General features: G+C 74.2%; 8 protein-coding genes. All 8 read left to right on the forward strand.

Annotated elements, in window-relative coordinates; all coding sequences use genetic code 11:
• The coding region (locus tag AB0I76_RS20640) for a class F sortase (protein ID WP_357037757.1) at window positions 1-449 on the forward strand (449 nt) is incomplete at its 5' end.
• 64 nt (window positions 450-513) lie between these two features.
• Window positions 514-1617 (forward strand): magnesium and cobalt transport protein CorA, encoded by a 1104-nt coding sequence (locus AB0I76_RS20645; RefSeq protein ID WP_357037760.1) that lies wholly within the window; start codon window positions 514-516, stop codon window positions 1615-1617.
• Between the two features lie 357 nt (window positions 1618-1974).
• A complete protein-coding gene (locus AB0I76_RS20650) occupies window positions 1975-2826 on the forward strand; it encodes a formate/nitrite transporter family protein (protein WP_357037763.1) in 852 nt (283 codons plus the stop codon).
• Window positions 2827-2851: 25 nt separating this feature from the next.
• Window positions 2852-3634 carry an SGNH/GDSL hydrolase family protein gene (locus tag AB0I76_RS20655; protein ID WP_357037766.1) on the forward strand — a complete coding sequence of 261 codons (783 nt, stop codon included), beginning with the start codon at window positions 2852-2854 and terminating at the stop codon, window positions 3632-3634.
• A 55-nt stretch (window positions 3635-3689) separates the two neighbouring features.
• On the forward strand, window positions 3690-4040 hold the full coding sequence (locus tag AB0I76_RS20660; protein ID WP_357037770.1) for a hypothetical protein: 351 nt from the start codon (window positions 3690-3692) through the stop codon (window positions 4038-4040).
• Between the two features lie 62 nt (window positions 4041-4102).
• A complete protein-coding gene (locus AB0I76_RS20665) occupies window positions 4103-4492 on the forward strand; it encodes a YchJ family protein (protein ID WP_357037773.1) in 390 nt (129 codons plus the stop codon).
• A gap of 209 nt (window positions 4493-4701) precedes the next feature.
• Window positions 4702-5493, forward strand: a complete 792-nt coding sequence (locus AB0I76_RS20670; RefSeq protein ID WP_357037776.1) for a hypothetical protein — start codon at window positions 4702-4704, stop codon at window positions 5491-5493.
• Window positions 5490-5876, forward strand: a complete 387-nt coding sequence (locus tag AB0I76_RS20675; protein WP_357037779.1) for a VOC family protein — start codon at window positions 5490-5492, stop codon at window positions 5874-5876. Before AB0I76_RS20670 ends, AB0I76_RS20675 begins: the two co-directional genes overlap by 4 nt.
• Window positions 5877-5921: the final 45 nt, after the last annotated feature.

Here is a 5921-nt window from a genome sequence, read left to right on the forward strand (position 1 = left end):
GCGCCGACCCGGTGGACGTGTCCATCCCGGCGATCGGCGTGGACGCGCCCCTGGTCGCGGTGGGCGCCGACGCGCAGGGCGCGCTGGAGGTGCCGCCGCTGGACCAACCCACGGTCGCCGGGTGGTACCGGCACGGCGTCAGCCCCGGTGAGACCGGCAACGCGGTCCTCGTCGGACACGTCGACTCGGCCGCCGGTCCGGCTGTCTTCTTCGACCTGGGCCGCCTGCGCCCGGGCGACACGGTCCACGTCACCCGGGTCGACGGCCACGCCGCCACGTTCGCTGTCGACGCCGTCGGCTCCTACCCGAAGAACCGCTTCCCCACCGACGAGGTCTACGGCTCCGGCACCGTCGCCGGCCTGCGCCTCATCACCTGCGGCGGCCGGTTCGACCGGGCCAGCGGCAACTACGTCGACAACGTCGTGGTGTTCGCCACGCGGGTCCCCTGACGCGCCACGCGCTCCGCCTGCGTACGGTGTCGGACGCGGGTACCCGGAGCGGCGGAGGTGGACGGTGGTTCAGCGGGCGCGGGACGGGTTGCGGCTGCCGGCGATGGTGACCCGGCTGCTGGGCAGGACGGTTCCGGTGCCGGCAGCCCGCGAGCCCCGACGGGCCAATCCCGACGCGGTGGTCGACTGCGCGGTGTACGTGGACGGTCGGCGCGAGCCGGGCCGACCGCACTACGCCGACGCGTACGCCCGGAGCCGGCGGAGTCGCAACGCCTTCGTCTGGCTCGGCCTGCACGATCCCGGCGCTGCCGTGATGGCCGCGGTCGGCCGGACGTTCGGCCTCGACGAACTGACCGTCGAGCACGCTCTCACCGACGGGCACCGCCCGACGGTGCGGCGCGACGGCACCGTGACCCTGCTGGTGCTGCGGACGGCCGGGTACGTCGAGCACGCCGAGCTGACCGACACCTCCGAGGTCGTCGACACCGGCGACGTGCTGGTCCTGCTCGGCGACCGGTTCGTGATCACCGTCCGGCACGGCGCCGCCGGTGCCCTCGCGGCGGTCCGCGACGAGATCCAGGGCCGCCCGGCGGTGCTGGCCGAGGGCCCGTGGGCGGTGGCGTACGCGGTCTGCTCCCGCATGGTCGACCTCTACCTGGAGGTCGCCGGGCACGTCGAGCGGGACCTGGAACGAGCCGAGGAGTCGGTGTTCGCGCGGGACCGCTCCGCCGACATCCAACACCTGTACCAGCTCAAGCGTGAGGTCGTGGAGTTCAAGCGGGCGGTGCTGCCGTTGCAGGCGCCGCTGCGCGCGGTGCTCGACGTCCGGGAGGACGGCCCACCACCGGGCCTGCGCCGCCGGTTCGGCGACGTCGACGCCCGGCTGGCTCGCGCCGTGGACCGGGTCGCCGCCTACGACGACCTGCTCACCTCCATCCTCCAGTCGCGACTGGCACAGCTCGCCGTCGACCAGAACAACGACATGCGGAAGATCGCCGCGTGGGCGGCCATCGCCGCCACCCAGACCGGCATCGCCGGTGTGTACGGCATGAACTTCGCCCACATGCCCGAGCTGGGCTGGCGGTACGGCTACTGGGGCGCCCTCGGCCTGATGGCCCTGGCCGCCCTCACCCTGCACCGCCTGTTCCGCCGCTCCGGCTGGCTGTAACCCCCTCCCCGCCCGCGCTCCCCGCCCCGCCGCGCCGCGCCGCGCCGCTCCCGCTCCCGCTCCCGCTCCCGCTCCCGCTCCCGCTCCCGCTCCCGCGATCTTGCACTTTGTGTCGCCGACATGTCTGCTTGCTGGCGTTATGCCCGGACCAAAAGTGCAAGATCGCGGCGCTGGGCGGGGGTGGGGGGGTTGCGGGGTTGATCGGTCAGCTCGGGACCGTGGGTGAAGGCGGCGACGTCGTACTCCAGTTCGCCGAGCACGTGCGCGGTGCGTCTCTGCCCCTGGTGCGTCAAGGGGGCACGACCGGGGTACGAGGCCCGTCGAGGGTCGGACCGGCCCGTACGCGAGGAGGGACGCATGGTCGCCAAGGAGCCCGCCGAGATCGCCCAGGCCGCCGTGGCGACCGGCGTGAAGAAGGCCCAGCTGCGCTGGGACAAGACGCTGGTCGGCTCGTTCCTGGCCGGCGCGTACATCGCCTTCGGGGCGCTGGTCGCGATCGTCGTGTCGGCCGGACTGGACCCGGCGACGTGGGGCACCCTGCCGACGCTGTTCACCGGCGCGGCGTTCACCCTGGGGCTGGTGCTGGTCGTCATCGCCGGTTCGCACCTGGTCACCGGCAACATGCTGCTGGTGCCGATCGGGGCGATGAACGGCCGCCTGTCGGTCGGCGACGTCGCCCGCAACCTCACCCTGACGCTGCTGGGCAACCTGCTCGGCGCGATGTTCGTGGCGTACTTCCTGGCCGTCTCCACGGGGGTGGTCGGGGACACCGGCAGCGACGCCGGTGCGCCGGCCGGGATGGCGTACGAGCGGCTGGCCGGGATCGCCGAGGCCAAGGCGCTGCACGAGAGCGAGTGGCAGGTCTTCCTGCGCGGGGTCGGGTGCAACTGGCTGGTCTGCCTCGGGGTGTGGCTGGCGCTCGCCGCCGACAACGTCTCCGGGAAGATCCTCGGCATCTTCTTCCCGATCATGGCGTTCGTGGCGATGGGCTTCGACCACGTGGTGGCGAACATGTTCTTCCTGCCCGCCGCGATCTGGGCGGGCGTGCCGGGCATCGGCTGGCCGGACGTGCTGAACAACTGGCTGTTCGCGTTCCTCGGCAACCTGGTCGGCGCGGTCGTCTTCGTGGCGACCTCCTACTGGTACCTGTTCCTCAAGGACGAGGACGTGACCGGGGTCCCCCGGCAGCGGGCCCGCGAGGAGGCGTGATCCTCGCGCCACTACCCTCGCCGGCATGTGGCAGCGGTACGTGGCGATCGGTGACAGCACCAGCGAGGGGCTCGACGACCCGGACGGCGCCGGCGGCTACCGGGGCTGGGCGGACCGGTTCGCGTACGCGGTGGCCCGGGCGCAGGACGGCGGTCTGGAGTACGCGAACCTCGCCATCCGGGGGCGTACCACGGCCCGCATCCGCGCCGAGCAGCTGCAACCGGCGCTCGACCTGGCACCGGATCTCGCGACCGTGGTCGCCGGGATGAACGACGTGCTGCGCCCCTCCTTCGACGCCGCCCGGATCGCCGAGGACGTCGGCGCGATGCAGCGGGCCCTGGTCGCGCAGGGTTCCACCGTCCTGACGTTCACGCTGCCCGACCCGGTGCCGGTGATGCCGCTGGCCCGCCCGCTGCGCGGCCGGATCGTGGCGCTCAACGCGGCGCTGCGCGCGGTCACCGCGCAGACCGGCGCCACCCTGCTGGACTTCGCGGCGCACCCCGTCGCCTCCGACCCTCGCCTGTGGAGCGACGACCGGCTGCACGCCAACAGCGCCGGACACGAACGGATCGCCGCCGCCCTCGCGTACACCGTCGGTCTTCCCGGGACCGACGACGGGTGGACCCGGCCCCTGGAGACGCCGCCGCGCCGGCGCGGACACGAGGTTCTCCGCGCCGAGGTGGCGTGGGCCCGGCGGCACCTGCTGCCGTGGGTGGCCCGCCACGCCCGGGGCCGGTCGTCGGGCGACGACCGCGTCTGCAAGCGCCCCGTCCCGCTCCCGGTCGACCTCGGCGACCACGGCGTTTGACCGCGAGGGCCCGGGGAAGACGCTGCCACCAGGGCCGATTCGCGAAGGAGCGACGATGGCGGACGCAGGGCGGGCCAGGAAGGCCACCGGGGCGCGCAAGGCCCCGATGAAGCGGACGGCGGCGGCCAAGAAGGTGGCGACGGCGACGAAGCGGGCCACCGGGGCCACCGCGGCCAAGAGCCCGGGTGAGAAGCCCACGGAGACGACGGCCCGGGTCGCCCGGAAGAAGGCCACGTCCGCCACGGCGACGCCGGCCCGCGCCCGGAAGGCGCCGGCCACGAACCCACCGGCCAAGAAGGCGCCCGCGAAGAAGGCGACGGCGAAGAAGGCCCCGTCGGCGCCGGCCCGCCGGGCGACGACCATGGAGTCGTTCAGCAGTGGGCGGACACCGCGCACCTCCCGCTGACCGGGTCCCGCACGAACCGCCCCGTCTCCCGCCACGATCTCCCGGTGCGGGAGGATGAGCCGGTGGGAACGCGACCGGGGGCCTGTCCGTGCGGGAGCGGCCTGCCGTACGACGAGTGCTGCGGGCGGCTGCACCGGGGCGAGGCGGACGCGCCGACCGCCGAGGCGCTGATGCGCTCGCGCTACAGCGCCTTCGCCGTCGGCGATGCCGCGTACCTGCTGCGCAGTTGGCACTCCTCGACCCGCCCGGCACGGTTGCGTCTGGACCCGGGTGACCGGTGGACCGGCCTGGAGATCGTCGACACCGAACGCGGCGGCCTGTTCGACGCCACCGGCACGGTGGAGTTCCGCGCCCGGTACCGCGAGCGTGGCCGGGCCGCCACGACGGCCGAGCGCAGCCGCTTCGTACGCGAGGACGGGCGCTGGGTCTACCTGGACGCCGCACCGACCTGACCGGGCGAGGGCGTGCACGGCGGGGGACGACGGGGTTACCATGACCCCGGCGCCGTCCTGCGCCTCACCTCCCTCCCGGTGCTCACGCCGCCGGCCTCGGGGAGGCAAAGGGGGCCTGAGCCCTCGGGACGGTATGCCACATGCCCCACTCCGGCGGGGTCGACGGGAGCGTGGGTCCCTGCGACCGTGCCGTGGACAGGGAGCATGTGATGACCAGTCACCGCGCGTTCAAGGCCCGGGTACGCGCCCGGATGACCAAGACCGGCGAGAGCTACACCACCGCCCGCCGGCACCTGTTGATCCGCACCACCGGCGGCCTCGCCGACCGGTCGTGGCCGCCCGCCCCGACCGGATCCGAACCGCCGCAGGCTGCGCCGACCGCCGCTGAGTCGACGCAGGTCGAGCCAGCTCAGACGGAAGCTCCGGCGGCCCCGGGCGGCACCGCCGGGCAGATGGCACGGACCCCGGACGCGCTGCTGCGGCAGCGCACCGGCCGGGGCTGGGAGGAGTGGTTCGCCCTGCTCGACGGCTGGGGCGGCACCGGGCACACCCACACCGCGATCGCCGCCTGGCTGGTGACGACGCACGAGGTGCCCGGTTGGTGGGCGCAGACGATAACCGTCGGGTACGAGCAGGCCCGCGGCCTGCGCGCGCCCGGTCAGCGCCGCGGTGGCGGCTTCGAGGCGACCGGCAGCCGTACCGTGGCGGTGCCCGTCGGGCGGCTGTTCGACGCCTTCGTCGACGAGACGCTGCGGCGACGGTGGTTGCCCGACGTCGAGGTGCGGGTGCGCACCGCCACGGCGCCGAGGACCTTCCGCGCCGACTGGGCCGGCGGGCCCACCCGGCTCGTCGTCGGGTTCGCCGCGCTCGGCGACACGAAGTCCCGGGTGTCGGTACAGCACGAGAAGCTCACCGGGCCGGAGCAGGCGGCCGAGTTCAAGGCGTACTGGCGGGACCGGCTCGCCGCGCTCAAGCAACTCCTGGAGGGGGAAGCGCGATGACCACGACCTTCGTCAACCTGCCGGTCCGCGATCTGACGGCGTCCGTCGAGTTCTTCCGGGCGCTCGGCTTCACCGCCGACGAGCCGTCCCCGGACGGCGAAAGCGTCCAGCTCACCCTCGGCGCCGACGCCCGGCTCATGCTGCACACCCGACCGGCCTTCGAGGCGTACACCGGCGTCCCCGTCACCGACCCGGCGACGAGCCGGGAGGTGATCGTCGGGCTCGCGGTGGAGAGCCGCGAGCAGGTCGACGACCTGCACGACCGGGCCGTGGCCGCCGGGGGCGGGTCGCTCGGCCGGGGTGCGGACCAGGACTGGCTGTACATGCGTGGTTTTCGGGACCCCGACGGCCACCAGTGGTCGTTCCTGAGCATGGGCGGCTGAGCACCGGCCCGGCGGCGGTCGCGCCGACCGCCGCCGGGCCCGTCC

The sequence above is a fragment of the Micromonospora sp. NPDC049799 genome (assembly GCF_040656655.1).
In the GTDB taxonomy this organism is placed as follows: Bacteria; Actinomycetota; Actinomycetes; order Mycobacteriales; family Micromonosporaceae; genus Micromonospora.